General features: G+C 55.6%; 18 protein-coding genes. 8 read left to right on the top strand and 10 right to left on the bottom strand.

Features of this window, described 5'->3' with window-relative positions; all coding sequences use genetic code 11:
• The first annotated feature begins 55 nt into the window (after positions 1-55).
• Together MY069_RS05195 and MY069_RS05190 are read left to right on the top strand one after the other, a co-directional pair.
• Positions 56-301: a helix-turn-helix domain-containing protein gene (locus tag MY069_RS05195; protein ID WP_482796006.1), complete on the top strand. Its 246-nt coding sequence runs from the start codon at positions 56-58 to the stop codon at positions 299-301.
• Positions 301-1,614: a type II toxin-antitoxin system HipA family toxin gene (locus MY069_RS05190; RefSeq protein ID WP_482796005.1), complete on the top strand. Its 1,314-nt coding sequence runs from the start codon at positions 301-303 to the stop codon at positions 1,612-1,614. Before MY069_RS05195 ends, MY069_RS05190 begins: the two co-directional genes overlap by 1 nt.
• Before the next feature lie 252 nt (positions 1,615-1,866).
• Here the strand turns inward: MY069_RS05190 and MY069_RS05185 are convergent, their stop codons facing one another.
• The 10 genes from MY069_RS05185 to MY069_RS05140 form a co-directional block, all read right to left on the bottom strand.
• Positions 1,867-2,094, bottom strand: a complete 228-nt coding sequence (locus MY069_RS05185) for a Flp family type IVb pilin (protein ID WP_482796004.1) — start codon at positions 2,092-2,094, stop codon at positions 1,867-1,869.
• A 185-nt stretch (positions 2,095-2,279) separates the two neighbouring features.
• Positions 2,280-2,657 carry a PilZ domain-containing protein gene (locus MY069_RS05180; RefSeq protein ID WP_482796003.1) on the bottom strand — a complete coding sequence of 126 codons (378 nt, stop codon included), beginning with the start codon at positions 2,655-2,657 and terminating at the stop codon, positions 2,280-2,282.
• A 331-nt stretch (positions 2,658-2,988) separates the two neighbouring features.
• Positions 2,989-3,255, bottom strand: coding sequence for a hypothetical protein (locus MY069_RS05175; RefSeq protein WP_482796002.1), 267 nt, complete (start codon positions 3,253-3,255; stop codon positions 2,989-2,991).
• Positions 3,256-3,390: 135 nt separating this feature from the next.
• A complete protein-coding gene (locus tag MY069_RS05170; RefSeq protein WP_482796001.1) occupies positions 3,391-3,540 on the bottom strand; it encodes a hypothetical protein in 150 nt (49 codons plus the stop codon).
• Between the two features lie 155 nt (positions 3,541-3,695).
• Positions 3,696-4,448: a sulfite exporter TauE/SafE family protein gene (locus MY069_RS05165; RefSeq protein ID WP_482796000.1), complete on the bottom strand. Its 753-nt coding sequence runs from the start codon at positions 4,446-4,448 to the stop codon at positions 3,696-3,698.
• Entirely contained in the window at positions 4,445-4,726 is a 282-nt protein-coding gene (locus MY069_RS05160) for a lipopolysaccharide assembly protein LapA domain-containing protein (protein WP_482795999.1), read from the bottom strand. The genes MY069_RS05165 and MY069_RS05160 overlap by 4 nt, the downstream gene beginning before the upstream one ends.
• Before the next feature lie 69 nt (positions 4,727-4,795).
• On the bottom strand, positions 4,796-5,224 hold the full coding sequence (locus tag MY069_RS05155; protein ID WP_482795998.1) for a CBS domain-containing protein: 429 nt from the start codon (positions 5,222-5,224) through the stop codon (positions 4,796-4,798).
• A 46-nt stretch (positions 5,225-5,270) separates the two neighbouring features.
• Positions 5,271-5,789, bottom strand: a complete 519-nt coding sequence (locus tag MY069_RS05150) for an Hsp20/alpha crystallin family protein (RefSeq protein WP_482795997.1) — start codon at positions 5,787-5,789, stop codon at positions 5,271-5,273.
• A 396-nt stretch (positions 5,790-6,185) separates the two neighbouring features.
• Positions 6,186-6,653 (bottom strand): PAS domain-containing protein, encoded by a 468-nt coding sequence (locus MY069_RS05145; RefSeq protein ID WP_482795996.1) that lies wholly within the window; start codon positions 6,651-6,653, stop codon positions 6,186-6,188.
• A gap of 259 nt (positions 6,654-6,912) precedes the next feature.
• Entirely contained in the window at positions 6,913-7,764 is an 852-nt protein-coding gene (locus tag MY069_RS05140) for a LysR family transcriptional regulator (RefSeq protein ID WP_482795995.1), read from the bottom strand.
• Positions 7,765-7,879: 115 nt separating this feature from the next.
• Here MY069_RS05140 and MY069_RS05135 point away from each other — a divergent pair, with 115 nt between their 5' ends.
• From MY069_RS05135 to MY069_RS05110, 6 genes are read left to right on the top strand one after another with little or no spacing between them, the layout of a single operon-like run.
• Positions 7,880-8,242, top strand: a complete 363-nt coding sequence (locus tag MY069_RS05135; RefSeq protein WP_482795994.1) for a hypothetical protein — start codon at positions 7,880-7,882, stop codon at positions 8,240-8,242.
• 36 nt (positions 8,243-8,278) lie between these two features.
• Complete coding sequence (groL, locus tag MY069_RS05130; protein ID WP_482795993.1) at positions 8,279-9,907, top strand: chaperonin GroEL; 1,629 nt, start codon at positions 8,279-8,281, stop codon at positions 9,905-9,907.
• Positions 9,908-10,813, top strand: coding sequence for a type I pantothenate kinase (gene coaA, locus MY069_RS05125; RefSeq protein ID WP_482795992.1), 906 nt, complete (start codon positions 9,908-9,910; stop codon positions 10,811-10,813).
• 33 nt (positions 10,814-10,846) lie between these two features.
• Positions 10,847-11,635 carry a TerC family protein gene (locus MY069_RS05120; protein WP_482795991.1) on the top strand — a complete coding sequence of 263 codons (789 nt, stop codon included), beginning with the start codon at positions 10,847-10,849 and terminating at the stop codon, positions 11,633-11,635.
• On the top strand, positions 11,632-12,612 hold the full coding sequence (locus MY069_RS05115) for a zinc transporter ZntB (RefSeq protein ID WP_482795990.1): 981 nt from the start codon (positions 11,632-11,634) through the stop codon (positions 12,610-12,612). Before MY069_RS05120 ends, MY069_RS05115 begins: the two co-directional genes overlap by 4 nt.
• The gene (locus MY069_RS05110) at positions 12,609-14,975 is read left to right on the top strand and encodes a DUF3772 domain-containing protein (RefSeq protein ID WP_482795989.1); all 2,367 of its coding nucleotides are present in this window, start codon (positions 12,609-12,611) and stop codon (positions 14,973-14,975) included. Before MY069_RS05115 ends, MY069_RS05110 begins: the two co-directional genes overlap by 4 nt.
• Positions 14,976-15,034 lie beyond the last annotated feature (59 nt).

Here is a 15,034-nt window from a genome sequence, read left to right as displayed (position 1 = left end):
TATACGCATTATCGTATATATCCACTTTATTCGCGAACGCGTATGGAGCAAAACTATGTCTGACCTGGTTCGAAGCCCGCGAATGGCGGGCGATCTGGTGCGCAAAGCACGCAAAGCGCGCGGCTGGTCTCAAACCGAGCTCGCATCCCGTATGAATGTTCGTCAGGCGACCGTCTCCAAGCTAGAAGCCGGCGAGCCTGCGACACGCATGGAAGTATTCTTTGATGCGCTCACTGCGCTCAAGCTCGAACTCGCCGTCTCGACACGCAGCAGCGATGCCGACTTTGCGGACCTGTTCTAATGCCGCGTCGATCTCAGACCCGGCGTCTCAATGTGTTCTTGAATGCGCGCTTAGTCGGTCGCTTGGAGCAGGCAGCCAGCGGCGCCATCAGCTTTGCATATGATCACGAATGGCTGGCCTGGGAACATGCCATGCCGGTCTCGACGTCGCTTCCGCTAGCCGAACGAACATGGCGCGGCGCGGAGGTCGTGAATGTCTTTGAAAACCTTCTGCCGGATGCAGAACGCGTCCGACGCAATGTGGCTGAACGCCTTGGCGCTGAGGGAACGGATGCGTTTTCTCTTTTATCAGTGGCGGGTCGGGATTGTGTTGGAGCGCTTCAGTTTCTGGTCGATGACGAGGACCCGGGTCAGGCCGGCGATGTGCAGGGCGAACAACTGTCCGAAGCACAAATAGCCCAGTTGATCCGCGGACTCCGCGTCAATCCACTTGGTCTTGACCGCGAGGATGAAGACTTTCGGATCTCGATCGCTGGCGCGCAGGATAAGACTGCTCTGTTGCAAAAAGATGGTGTTTGGCATCGGCCGATTGGTACGACGGCCACAACGCATATATTGAAACCCGCCATCGGCGTCATCCACAATGACATTGATCTGAACGACAGCGTCCAGAATGAATTTGTCTGTATAGAGCTTTGCCGCGCGCTGGGCCTTGAAGTCGCCGAAGCGGCAATCGAAAGCTTTGAAGATCAGCTTACGCTAAGCGTGACCAGATTCGATCGGCTATGGACAGATGACGGTCGGTTGCTCCGACTTCCCCAAGAAGACTTTTGTCAGGCTATATCGGTTCCGTCGACGAGAAAGTACCAGCGTGACGGAGGACCCGGCGTCTTAGACATCCTGGAGCGCTTGAAGGAAAGCGATACGCCAAATGAAGACCGCATGGCATTCTTTCGGGCTCAAATGGTATTCTGGCTCATCGGAGCAACCGACGGGCACTCCAAAAACTTCTCGATCCAGCTGCGTCCGGGCGGGCGATTTGTGCTTGCACCCCTCTATGACATCATATCTGCGCAGCCGATTGTCGATGACGGACGAATCGCACACAATCGCTATAAGCTGGCAATGTCTTTAGGCCTGAACAATCGGTATCAAGTGATGCAGATCACTCGTCGCCACTTTGATCAAACCGCGGAAGCGGCGGGCTTGCCAAAAGGAACGGGGGCGCGACTGTGTGAGGAGTTGAACGCAGCGATCCCTGGCGCATTGGAAGCGATACGGGAGCTAGCTGATAACACGATTTCCGCAGCATTGATCGAGAGTATCGCGACGGGAGTCCAATCAAGAAGAGAATTGCTTGTTACGAACGACTAGAGATTTCCTCGCCAGATTGGGACTTTTTGGCTTGCGACCAATTTCTCCAATTTCCTGAAACCGGACGTTAGAAAACTGCTCATGTCGCTCTGGAAGAGTCAGCTGGAAGTCGAAGCCAAAAGGCTCGCGCTACCCGTCAAATACCTACCGAGCGGCGACCTATACGCACCATATCCATCCGCGGGTCATTTTCTTGATTTGCTAGCCAGATATGATCGGAACCCGACAATACCAATTGCCGCGCTAAACTAATTAGGCGCCGCGCTTTTTGCAGAATCGATTGGCCTCTTTGCCTTTCATCGCGCGCTTTACGCAATTATAGTTTTTGCGTTGGCGCTTGCCCAGTCGTGTCAATGAGCCGGTAAGAACAATCGCAATCAGGCCAGCGATCAACCCATACTCAATGGCACCTGTACCGCGTTCATCCTCGATGACTTCACGGCTCTGTCGACCGAAGAATAACTCTCTTCGATTGTACATAGTGACCACCCCAAACTGCCCCGCATCAAACCTAGCGCGTTTTGGTGAATAACTCGTTGAAAAGATGTCGCTATTTGAATATTTTCGGTGCAACGAATTGCGGAATCGTTTTGCCGGAACGCAGCAATTAGGGACTTTGTAGACGGCCGAAAGGCCTCGTGTAACTAGCTTGGAGCAAGAGAAAATTACCGGGATGCGTTTTCGATTTTTGCATTCGGAACGAATTCAAGCCCTGCATCAAACGCAGACTGCCAGATCACACGGGCAAATCGTTTCAATCCAATTCTGGAGGCATTGATGCGGACGACACGAGGCAGCGTCCCTCGACTGCGAAACCGAACGCGCGCACCTGATTTCGATATGTCGATGATCACACCTTCTCGCTTCTCGCCGCCTTTGGTTTCGACCGAGCAAACGCACCATAAGTCCTTTCGCAGACCTCGGCGGTTTTCGCCCCTCGGACGCAAAACTGGTATCGAGCTTTGTGGCGTACCGGAGTGGCGCGGCTCGCGAGGAACCGCGCGTTCTAGGTTTATTTTTGACTTAGATTTGGAGCCAAACATGAAACGTCTCTATACGGGCAACACGATACTCAGATTCCCGTTAAGGTAGAATTACTATAGTTATCTTCCCGGCGAGAAGTTCCTAATACCGGACATAAATAATCCGCAGACCAAAGCCAGTTGTAAACTCTCGACAACGCGGTCCTTACACTTTTAGAACACGCATCGAAATACGCGCTTATCTCTTTCGGTCTTTGACGATGGCTTGGTTCAAACCGTACCGGGACGCGCCATTATCCGATCGAAGCCCTCGAAAACGCCCATGCCGGCTGCCGTCGCCGGTTGCTTGAATCATAGCAAAATTCTCTTGATTGGAACCAGGCGAGCCGTGTTAGTCAGTCTGGGGAATATCGAAGAACGCATCCACGCCTTCGTCTTTTGAGCTGTTTTTTTGGAGCCAATCGTCTCGTTGGCGAAGCTTTAAAAGCTCTTTCAATGCCCGCTCGTCGCCCTTGGTCAAAATCTCCGCAAGGTCGTTTAAGGCTTCGATGGCGAACTTCGTCTCGGGAGTGGGCGCAATCTCTGTGGATATTCGGTGAGGCGACTTGGAGAATTTGGCGATCCAGGCCGAAAGGTGTTTGTATTGGGTCAGGCTCATATTGAATTCCTCGAGGAGCGAATCTAGGCGCGTAAGGGACTGAGTGGTGCTCATGACGTCGGCGACTTTGGCAAAACAGCGGCCCATATTTTCATGGGCCGCTGAGGATAACGTGCTAAGTCGCCAACCGGCTAACTAGTCGAAATACTCATAACCATCATCCGCGCGCGCACGATCTTGGCGGCGGTTTTTTCGGCCGACAGCCTTGCGGTCATCTGTTTTCGTTGGAGTTGTTTCTTTCTTAGGGGCTTTATGGGCCGGCCCTTTTTTCTTGATCCCGCTCATAGCGATCATCCTTTAAATTTCGTTCCGGAAACCGGAGCGAGCGCAGTTTTGGCGCAAGTAAAATCTACGCCTTGTCGGAACTCTTGAAAAACGAATTTCTTTCGCCTCAGCCATCGGCGTTTCAAATCGGACCAGCATTTCTGGTTGCGGACAGACTAAGCGGTCGCCCAGTTGATAATGTTGAAGACAGATAACAGACATATGATGACACCCACTCCGATTGTCAGCGTAGGTTTATGAATCCGTTTGATTGCGATAGCGGCCAACGGCGCCGCGATCGCGCCGCCGATAAGTAGGCCCAGAAACGCTGCGCCAAACTCCATACCGAGTGACGATGCGAACGCGATCGTCGCAGCGCTCGTCATGAAGAACTCAGCGGCGTTGACTGTGCCGATTGTCCTGGCCACGTCGCTGCCGCGGGCGACGAGATTCGAAGCGACGACGGGCCCCCATCCACCACCGCCTAAAGCATCGCAAAACCCTCCAATAAGGGCGAGCCAGCTGATCTTCTTCACAGCACTGACAGGGCGTTCGCGGCGCAATCCTCGCTCGATCACAATAACGCCCATGACAAGCAGATAAACGGCGATGAGTAGGCGCGCGAAACCAAGGTCGAGATGCGATGCGAGGATCGCGCCTGCAACTGCAGCGAGAGCTCCGACCGGGGCAAGTCGACGCAGCAACCGCCAGTCTACATTGCCAACAAGCGCATGCGATCCCCCAGAAATCGCAGTTGTGACAATCTCCGCTGCGTGCACATTCGCAGAAGCGACTGCTGGCGGCATTCCTGTAGCCATAAGCGCGGTGGTCGACGTAATACCGTACGCCATGCCGAGTGCGCCATCTATCAGTTGGGCGCAGAACCCGATGGCGACAAAAATCAGGAATGTCGTCTCAACCGGGCTCATGGGATCGCTAGCGTCTTATGGATGGCCATCATTCCCGGCCTTTTTTCCTTCGCCCCAGCGTCAGACGTCGCTCGTCCCGAATGGCGACCTTTTAGCAGCCAACCAATGGTCAGGCCGATGAAGAAACTAAGCGCGATGACGACGATACGCCGAGACTCCCAATCCCAGAACAGGAATGAGAGTCTGACCTGCGCGCTGTTCTGGATCGCGAAGATCGCGAGTAACGCGCCTAGCCCGACAGCGAGCCAAAGCCTTATCATGCTAAGAACATGCTTCATATGCTTGTCTCCACAAGAGAGATAGCCGCGCGTTTCAAGCTATAGGCCGGGTACAGCGAGGCATTTGCGTCAGCCGGAAATGTATTTCTGCATAGCGTCCGCATCTGCCTGGACCTCGTCGAGGCGCTGCTTGATGATGTCGCGTACACTGATGAAACCAGCGAGTGTCTTGCCATCGACAACCGGGACATGCCGGATCCGATTGGCGAGCATCATCGCCATGACAGAGGCGATCTTGTCATCGGCTTTGCAAGTGACGACATCGGTCGTCATCAGGTCTTCGACGTCGGCATCAAGCACGTCGTCCCCAGTGAGTCGCAGGCCGCGGACGATATCGCGCTCTGATACAATGCCTTTAATGCGCTCTCCATCGTCAGTGACGACGAGGGCGCCGACATCTTCTTCTTCGAGGCGTTGCAGGACATCACGAATACTGACGCCGGATGCGACTGTCGGCACGGCGGCGCCCTTGGTTTTAAGGATCGCTCGAATAGTCATCGAAACTGGACTTTCATATCTGTAAGGTCTGGATCGCCGGAGCCAATTAGGCAGCAGACTTGGCCGGAGATTTGATCTCAATTTTCCGGCGTTGATCAGCGGCTTCGGTCTTGCCGAGGGTGATGGTGAGAACGCCTTTGTCGAAGGTTGCGTCCACCGCCTCTTCGTCAGCATCTTTCGGGAGCGTGAAAGCTCGTGCGAAAGCACCATAATGGCGCTCCACGCGCATAGGCTTATCGCTCTCATTTTCTTTGACCTCGGTTTTCTTCTCACCCTTGATGGTGAGCACACCGTCATCGACCGAAAGATCGATATCCTGATCCGAGAGCCCCGGAAGCTCTACTGAGAAACGGTATTGTTTTTCAGTCTCGACCACATCGAGGCGCGGCGAAAAGTCAGAGCTGGCAAGCAGCCTTGTGCCCATGACAGGCAAATCGAAGCCGAAGCCCATATCGTCGAACCATCGGTCCATATAGTCATGAAGCGATTGCGGTTGAGGCGCTTTCGGGTCAGTGGTTGCGGGCGCGCGATTGCGCCGCCACGGGGTAAGTTCACGAATGTCCATCACCTTCTCCTGAAAATAAAAATGGAACCGCCAGGGAGCCTAACAGGCGCAAGCCATGGGTCGGGCGGCGTATTCAACTTAGGGAGAAAGCGTCCATCAGAATAACGAAAAGAGTTCAGCTCTACTATTCGAGTTTCCAATAGATCGCGAACATGACCCATTTCAAATTCGGATCGCATCCATTCGATCAATTCATTGGCGTAGAGGATGCCTTGGGGACATATTTGCAGGGCGTTCGGCGGCCAATCCGCCTCGACAAGCCATTGAGGCGGTGCCGTACGCCGAACGTTCGAGATCCGGCAAGGAGCCGATCGAGAATCGCGCGATGCCCCCAAAAAGCGCGCGCATAGGGTAGAGGCCTTCTCTCAAGGAAGGCCTTTATTCGTTTATCGTCATTCAGAATGAGATCGGGCTAGCGATGCCAATTTTCGCCATTAGCGCGCCATCGACCCCGTCCCAATCAATGGCGCGAATGGTGCTGCCTTCTGCGCCAACCTCGTCCATTGATCCGATGATCTCGGAGACCGTCCCATCATCAGGCGACAAGAGCGGCATCGCCAGCAATTCAAACTGCCGGGCGCTCGCATTCATCTGTTTGACAGATACTCGCACAAGCGCTGGCGCGATTTGCTCGACCGCTTTCCGCATACATTGGGCGAAAAACTCTTGAACACCACCAAGAGCCAGCGTTGCAATAGCGCGTCCGCGTTCCGCACCTAGAAATTTCAACAGAGCCGGATCAGCTTTGCGAATGATGAGTTCGCCGCCTTCCTCGTCCCCAGTCACCTTCATCTCAAACAGATATGGTAACCCGCGTTCGAACTGATCAGTTGCGAACTCTCCGATGTACGGACCATCGTCCACGCGACAGTATGTCTGAAAGGCAGCAAGGATCCGGGCATTGCGGGGTGTGCAGACAAGTGAGGCCGAAGCACTTAATCTCTGCCAATGGAAGGCAACGCCTAAGGGTCCGTCCGACGCCATCTCTGCTCCACAATCAGCCTGGGGCGAAAGGAACTTCGCCGCTCCAGGAGTTCGGAAAGACCAAGCCTTACAAGGATAAAGAGCTTGTCAGAAACGATTATTGTTCGGATGAGCCATCGGATATTCAAATGGTTGAAGCTTAGTCACTCACCAACGCGGCAAACTCCCGGAGACCGGAAAGCGCGGTTTCCAGGCTGTCGCTGTTTTCCTCCGTCGAGTAGACAGCATAGACCGGATAGGAAAATGCCGGTGCGCCGGACACACGCTGCAGACGGCCGTCCTCAATGTATGGCGCAGCAATCCGGAGCGGCAGATAGCCGGAAGCGGCGTTTTCCAGCAAGTAAGTGATCGCAAGTCCGCCGATATCGAGATAAAGCGGAGGGATTTTGAAATCAGGAAAGTTGAGCGCGTGATCGGCCTGAAATTCCGGTCCCCAATTGATGAAGACGTAACGTGCATTCAATTCGGGTTTTGGCGCCGGTTCGCTGGATACTCTGATCAATCGCTCTTCGAACAATTGCTCGATTTCAAGTCCCGGCCGCACTTCGGGTCGGTAGATCACTGCAAGGTCGAGTCGGCCGTCTGATACTGCCTGCAACATGTCGCTCGAATAGCCGAGTGTTGTTTTGATCGCCACGTCCGGCGCGGCCGATTGCATCCACGGCAACCAGGTCAGCAGAAACCCTTCCCACAGACTGATCTGACCGCCGACGGAAAGCGCTTCATCAAACCCGTCCGGCAATCCGACATCAAGCCGAGCATGTTCCCAGACTCGCATGATCGCAGCGGCATGGGGTTGAAACTGAAGCCCTGCCGGCGTTAGGGACGCCCCCTGTTTGCCGCGTTCGAACAATCGCCGCCCGAGCCGGTCTTCCAGCGCCTTGATCCGCATACTCACGGTTGACTGGGTCACAAACACCCGCTCGGCAGCCGCGACGAAACTTCCGGTTTCTGCAACCGCGAGGAAGGTGCGTGCCTGATCGACATCCATCAACACCTCCATGTATTGGATTATCGAATAGATACCCAAAAGAACATTCGTTGGTCAAATTAAAACCGAAGGTTCATTTTCAAATCGTTCCATCTTTATCTAGGAGACAGTCGCGATGACTGAGACGAACGTTCCGCAAAGCAAAGAGCAGATTCAAACCAACGCAGCACATAACGTCGCGCGTGCATTTATTCGTTCGATGGACGAATTCGCCGCCGAGAAAGATTACGGCGCCCTTGCCGCAAGACTGAAAAGAAACCGCAGAATAAAACTCCCCCGGTGGCCGCGGTTTCAGATACAAAGCGGTGGGCGAGCTCAAATTTCAGCGCCGCCTCGTTCTATTGCTCGTCCATCAGACCATTTGAAAACTGATGACGGACAAGACTATCGGCTCTCTGCCAATTCAAATCCCCAAACCGGATTGAAGCGCATGTCGCCTCTTGAACGCCGGACATGGCGCCGACGTCGCTCCCGATAAGCACCTCTATTATACAACGCTCAGGACGCAGAAAAAATGCCCTCCAAGCAAGTTCTCTTTTCCGACGATGCGCGCAAGCGGATGATGCGCGGTGTCGACAAGCTCGCAGACGCCGTGAAGGTCACGCTCGGCCCCAAGGGGCGAACCGTGTTGATCGATCAAGCCTATGGCGCGCCGCGTATTTCCAATGATGGTGTCACGGTGGCCAAATCGATTGAGTTGGAGGACCGGTTCGAAAACCTCGGCGCTCGCATGCTGCAGGAAGTTGCGATCAACACATCCAATATTGCTGGCGATGGAACCACGACAGCGACCGTACTCGCCCAGGCGATCACGCGGGAAGGAATGAAAGCTGTGGCGGCCGGTATGAGCCCGATCAACTTGAAGCGCGGCATTGATGCGGGGGTCGCAGCCGTCCTGGCTGACCTGAAGACCCACGCGACGCCGGTCTCCTCTACCGACGAGATCAGACAGGTCGCCACAATCTCGGCCAATGGCGATACTGAGATCGGCGGCATACTCGCTGGCGCAATGGAGAAAGTCGGGCGGGACGGCGCCATTACGATCGAAGAAGCGAAATCCATCGAAACCGGATTGCGAACCGTTGAGGGGCTGCAATTCGACCGGGGCTACAGCTCTCCCTATTTCGTCACCGACGCCGACCTCCTGCAGTGCATTCTCGAAGACGCTTATGTGCTAATTCATGAAAAGAAGCTGTCAAGTCTGCAGCCTCTCTTACCCGTTCTCGAAAAAGTAGCGGAGACAAAGCGCGTCCTTTTAGTCATCGCAGAAGACATTGAAGGCGATGCTCTTGCTGCGCTGGTTGTCAACAAATTGCGCGGCACTCTGAAAGTCGCCGCCGTAAAGGCGCCCGGCTTTGGCGATCGGCGCAAGGCGATGCTGGAAGATATCGCGATTGTTACTGGCGGCTCGGTGCTGAGCGAGGAGCTCGGCGTCAAACTTGAGTCAGTTTCGCTGGACACGCTGGGTCGCGCCCAGAAAGTGATCGTCACAAAAGACGACACGACCATTGTCGATGGCGCAGGCCAAGAAACAGCTATCGAAGGGCGCATCGCGCAGCTGAGACGTCAGATCGACGAAGCAAGCTCTGACTATGACCGCGAAAAATTGCAGGAACGGCTGGCAAAACTGTCTGGCGGGGTAGCAATCATCGAAGTCGGTGGCGCGACTGAGGTTGAAGTTAAGGAGCGCAAGGATCGCGTTGATGACGCACTGCACGCAACACGCGCTGCCACTGAAGATGGCATTCTGCCTGGCGGCGGCGTGGCGCTGCTGCGCGGTGCGGAAGCCCTCGTCGGCGTCAATGTCGCCAATGTTGATCAGGGCCACGGCCTTGAAATCGTCCGACGGGCTTTGTCAGCGCCATTGCGCCAGATCGCGCAGAATGCCGGGCGCGAGGGCTCCGTCATCATCGACAAGGTTTTGTCCGAAAAGCGCTATTCTTGGGGATATGATGCCCAGGCGAATGTGTTCTGCGATCTGGTCGAGGCCGGAATTCTGGATCCGGCTAAAGTCGTGTGTTCGGCGCTTCAGGACGCAGCCTCCATTGCCGGGCTCATCATCACCACGGAAGCAGCGATCGCAGCACAGCCGCAAAAGACCGGCGCGGGCGTCATGCCGGATTATGACGGGATGGACTTCTAAATGGCGGGACTGGAGAAGGCCCCGTCGCAGGAGTTGACACGCCGACACCGAGTTGTGCTCGACCGCGATGCTTTGAAAGCATTGGCGCCGAAATGCAGTTCCGTATCAGATCCAGTTCTCAGCTGGGTTGCGGGGCTGCTGAAAGAGCGGATCGCTGACATGCGCACCAGCCGCGCCAAGACCGCAAAGGCGCTGGGCCTCACCGACTGGCGCGCGCCCTATCTCATAGGACTTGCTGGAAGCGTCGCATCCGGCAAGTCGACCCTCAGCGCCGAGCTCATGAACCTCCTCGGCGAGGATGGCTCAGGTGAGCGCGTCACCACGGTCTCGACCGACAATTTCCTGCTGCCCATGGCGGCTCTGAAAGCGCGCGGCGTGCTGCCCCGGAAAGGGTTTCCGGAATCCTATGACCGGCGCCAGCTTCTGGCTTTTGTCGAAGCGGTGAGTGCGGGCGAGCAAAAAGTTAGGTGTTCAGTTTATACGCATGAGACATATGATATTGTTTCGGACAAGTTCAGGACCTTTAACCGGCCCGGCGCACTGATCGTTGAAGGACTGAACGTGCTGCAAACCCGCCGCGTTGCACCAACAGATACGGCGTTCATTTCAGACTATTTTGATGTCTCCATCTATCTTGATGCGGAGCTTTCCGTCCTTGAGGCCTGGTATGAGCGGCGCTTTGCCGATCTTGTCAGACGATCGGACGCAGAACATCCCTATTATGGGCAGTTCAAACTCTTAAGCGAAGCCGAGATAAGCCAGGCCGCCAGAGAGCGCTGGCGGGCTGTGAACCTCCCGAACCTTCAGAAAAATATCGCCCCTACGAAAACACGAGCAGACATCATTCTTCACCAGGACGCCAATCACCGCATCGACGAAGTGCGCGTCAGCAAACATTGGCTTTAGCCGCGCAGTATCTGCGGTTCCGGAGAGCTTATCATGATGGACCTTTTTCTACAGCCAGAAACCTGGGCGGCGCTCCTTGCGCTGACCGCCATGGAGGTCGTTCTTGGCATCGACAATCTGGTCTTTATTGCCATTGCGACAAATAAGCTCCCGGAAGATCAGCGCCCGCTTGCAAGGCGGATCGGTATTGGTCTCGCCCTTGGTCTGCGTCTTGTTCTTCTGGGCGCCATCGCCTGGATCGCGGGGCTCACGGCGACTGTATTTGATCTTGGGATAACAGGTGCACCAGGAGAACATGGCGCGCCAACCTTCGATACTGCTTTCTCCTGGCGCGATCTGATCCTGATTTCGGGCGGTGCCTTTCTGGTCTGGAAGGCCACGACCGAGATCCATCACAAGGTTGATCCCCATCCGGCGCCTTCTGTCTTCACACCTGGCAGAAAGACCTCTGCATTTGCGAGCGTTATTATTCAGATCATTTTGCTGGATGTGGTCTTTTCGATTGACAGCATACTGACAGCGATTGGCATGACCACGCATCTTCCAATCATGGTGACCGCCGTCATCATCGCTGTTGTGCTGATGTATGTGTCGGCGGGACCCTTATCGCGTTTCGTCAATGACAATCCAACAATTGTCATGCTGGCGCTCGCCTTCCTTTTGATGATTGGCATGGTGTTGATCGCGGATGGGTTCGGCCGGCATGTGCCCAAAGGCTATATCTATGCGGCAATGGCGTTCAGTGTCTTTGTCGAGGGCCTGAACCTGCTCGCCCGGAAACGCTCACGGCGAAGCCCCCCAGATGACGGGGCAGTTACATGACCGAGATTCAGAATGATATCGGCGCGCTCTATGCTTACGATATCGCAGCTTCCACGGGTATCGCCACGAAGCTCGACCCTGACAATCTGCCGACCATGCCCAAGGCGAAATCCGGGTATCGATGGGTACATCTGGATCTTGACCATGATGGATCGCGGCGCTGGATAGAAACCCATACCGATCCGGTCGTGGCGGAATCGCTTACGTTAGACGAAACGCGGCCCAGATGCGTCGCTCATGATGACGGATTGTTGCTGATCCTGCGCGGCGTGAACCTCAATCCCGCCTCCGATCCGGAAGACATGGTTTCGATCCGGCTCTGGGTCTGCGGTCATTTGATTATTTCAGTCAGGCGACGACGGCTCGCCGCGGTTCAAGCGCTTCGTGAGGCCATCGAAACACGGCGTGGCCCCAGCACGGTCGGCGCGTTTCTCGTCGCCCTCGCTGCCGGCATGACTGAACGCATGGCGCCGGTCATCGACGGCCTCGCCGATCAAGTCGACGCGCTTGAAGATGCGAGCCTAGACGCGCCGCAAGGTCTGCGAACGGAGCTTGCTAAATTGCGGCGCACGACGATCGCACTTCGACGCTACGTCGCCCCACAGCGAGACGCGCTTGGCCATTTGACGCTCGAAGGTCGTAGCTTGCTACAGGAACAAGAGATTATCGCGATGCGGGAAACCCTCGACCAAGTTACGCGACTGGTCGAGGAAATGGACGCCATTCGCGAACGCTGCGGGATCCTCCATGATCAACTGGCTGATAGCCGCGCTGAGCAAATGAACCATAATATGATGGTTCTTTCAATCGTCGCGGCGATCTTTTTACCGTTGAGTTTTCTGACCGGTCTCCTTGGCGTCAATGTGGGAGGCATTCCCGGCGCTGATAGTCCGCTTGCCTTCACCATCCTCTGCGTGCTCATGCTCTTCCTCGGCAGTGGCATCACCTGGCTGTTCAAAAGGCTGGGTTGGCTATGAGACTGATTCTTTCCATCACATGCCTGCTCGTATGCCTTGCTCCCGCCTTTGCGCAAAACAGTCAGTTGGTTGACGATGTCGGCACGCGGCGCGAAGCGCTGCAAATGATTGCCGCCGAGATCGCCTCCAATCCGGAACTTGACCATCTGGCCACTCGTGAAACCTTGCGCAGCCTTCGATCCGAAGGGATTGCTGCTGCGCGGCCCTTGCGCGAGCAGCTGGACGACTTGCAGGCGGATCTTGACCGCCTCGGCCCCATGCCGGAGCCAGGCGTGCGGGAATCAGAGGATCTGGCGCGAACGCGGGCTCAGCTTGTGTCAGAACTTAGTATTGTCGGTGACGCTGTTCGCCAGAGCGATGTCAACATCGCGCAGGCCTCGCGCTTGCTGGAAGACATCGCCAATCTTAGGCGAGTCGCCTTTTACGCTGATACATTCGCGAGAGGACCATCACCGTTGGCGCCTTCGCAATGGCGCCACGCACTCCAAAGCTTCGACGAGGGGCGCTCCAAGCTTCGTGCGCTAAACGAGGCGCCAAAGGATGAATCGGCTGACGTGGAAAACGCACCCAACGCCGACCTTCGGCTCTGGATGATGTTTGCCGCGATCGCAATCGCTATTGGACTATTCTGGCCAGTCCGACGCTGGACCGATCGCAAAGTGATCGATCATCTTGAACGGCTCGGTGTCACCCAATCGACGCGAACCGCGATTGCTGGCGCACGCACAGCGGCGCGCATCGTCCCTGGTATTCTTGGCGGATACATAATGCTCGAAACCGCGCGCGCTCAGGGCTTCGTGGATGGGCCGTTGCAGCCGGTGATGACAGCCTTGTGGTTCGGACTGATCGCGATCTTTGTCGTCGATGGTGTCGCCACTGCGATCTTTGCGCCGCGCGCTAGAGACTGGCGACTGGTTCCGGTTCGTTCGCGCGCGGCGGTTGCTATTCGTCTTATCCTTTGGGCGGCGACGACACTGTTTGTCGTGGACATCGCCCTCAATGCAGGGGCGACGGCGCTCGGGGCGAGTACGGAACTTACGCGGATCCAAAGCAGCATGTTGGCGATCATAGGGGCTGGTTTGCTGTTCCTACTGTGCAGAAAAAAACGCTGGATCCTGCAGGAGGATCACCAGGAATTCGCAAAGGACAGCCGTGGCACCTGGCGCCTCCTGGGGCAAGCTGGACAGTTCATCGCTATCCTGATCATTCTTTCGACGCTTTTAGGTTATGTGGCGCTGGCGCGCTACGCGATCACCCGGATCTTCTTCGTTATAGCGGTGCTGGGTGTTGCCTGGTTTGCGCGGGCGCTCGCCCAGGAAGGCGTGAAGGGTCTGCGACATCGTGCGGTCAAACGTGCAAAAGCTGACGAACTGATCGAAGAGCATGAAGAACATCTGATTTACTTTTGGATCGGTTTGATCGTCGATGTCGCTTTGATTGCGCTGGCGACACCTGTGCTTCTAGTCGTGCTTGGATTCGAAGTCTCTGAAGTTCGCGACTGGATCTGGGATGCGTTTTTCGGATTTCAGATCGGCGCGGTAACCATTTCGATCGCGCAGATCCTCTCAGCACTTCTGACTTTCGCGTTAATACTGCTTGGCACACGTTTTATTCAGCGCGGCGCCGACCGACGGGTTTTCGCACGCGCGACACTGGATGACGGGGTTCGTAATTCCTTCAAAACGCTGATCGGTTATGTCGGCCTCACGATTGCCGCTGTTTCTGCGATCGCCATGCTTGGCCTCAAACTGTCCAATCTCGCCATCATCGCGGGCGCGCTTTCAGTCGGTATCGGCTTCGGCTTACAAAGCATCGTCAACAATTTCGTCTCCGGATTGATCCTTCTGTTCGAGCGTCCCATCAAGGTCGGCGACTGGATCATCGTTTCGTCTGGCGAAGGTATTGTGAAGCGCATAAGCGTCCGGTCGACGGAGATCGAAACCTTCGACCGCTCGTCGATTATCGTGCCCAACTCCGAACTCATCGCGTCGTCGGTCACGAACTGGACACACAAGGACAAATTCAGCCGAATCATTCTTCCAATTGGGGTCGCCTACAAGGAGAATCCACGGCGGGTCATGGCGCTTCTCGACAAGGTCATGCGTGCCAATAATCGCGTGTCGCGGTTTCCTGAACCGATGGTTTTCTTCGCCGGATTTGGCGATAGCTCACTCGATTTCGAGATGCGCGTATTCATCCGCACACCGGATGACCGAATTCTGGTTCAGAACGAATTACGGGTGTCCGCCTTCGAGGCGTTCAGGGACGCGGACATAGAAATACCATTCCCGCAAAGGGATGTTCATTTCAAGCCTGCTCCAGACCAGAACGAAACGCCATCTCTAACAGACGTTCCATGCTGAATGTCCGCCCCGTACGCGACCGTGTTAGGGTGTTTCCCGTCTCTGAGCTAATGTCCGCT

It is taken from the genome of Hyphomonas sp. ske169 (genome assembly GCF_056850855.1).
Note: the sequence above shows the minus strand (reverse complement) of the source record. Positions and strands in the feature narration are given on the sequence as shown.